Here is a 361-nt window from a genome sequence, read left to right on the forward strand (position 1 = left end):
TCAATGCAGTTATTGACCAGTTACCAGCGACGTTCATCAGAGCTAATAGTTATCCGAAAGAAGATGCCCTTATTGCTCAGTTGTTCAATCAACTTCGTCATGCGAAGAAGATTAAACAGTTGGAGCGAGGAATTCGAGAGGAGGATATCTTTGCTGATGCCTTGGGCGTAACCGATCAAGAGGAGGCTTCGCAGTCAAATCTAGAGGCGACGTTCGGACTGGAAGTGGCAACTGAAGTGTCTGCACCCTCGGAATTTATGGGGGTTGATATGACGGAGTCGAGTGTTGATTCGGGTTTCGTAGGAAATCCAGATTCACATCAGGCTCGTGTTGCGGTGCCAGAGTATTCCATGTTTGGAGG

At 47.6% G+C, this 361-nt stretch carries 1 protein-coding gene; it reads left to right on the forward strand.

All coding sequences use genetic code 11. The features are described from left to right. Positions 1–361 (forward strand): hypothetical protein (locus AB4585_RS24825; protein ID WP_372171410.1); only part of this gene is annotated, 361 nt, incomplete at both ends.

It is taken from the genome of Vibrio sp. 10N.222.49.C9, assembly GCF_041474985.1.
GTDB lineage: Bacteria > Pseudomonadota > Gammaproteobacteria > Enterobacterales > Vibrionaceae > Vibrio > Vibrio crassostreae_C.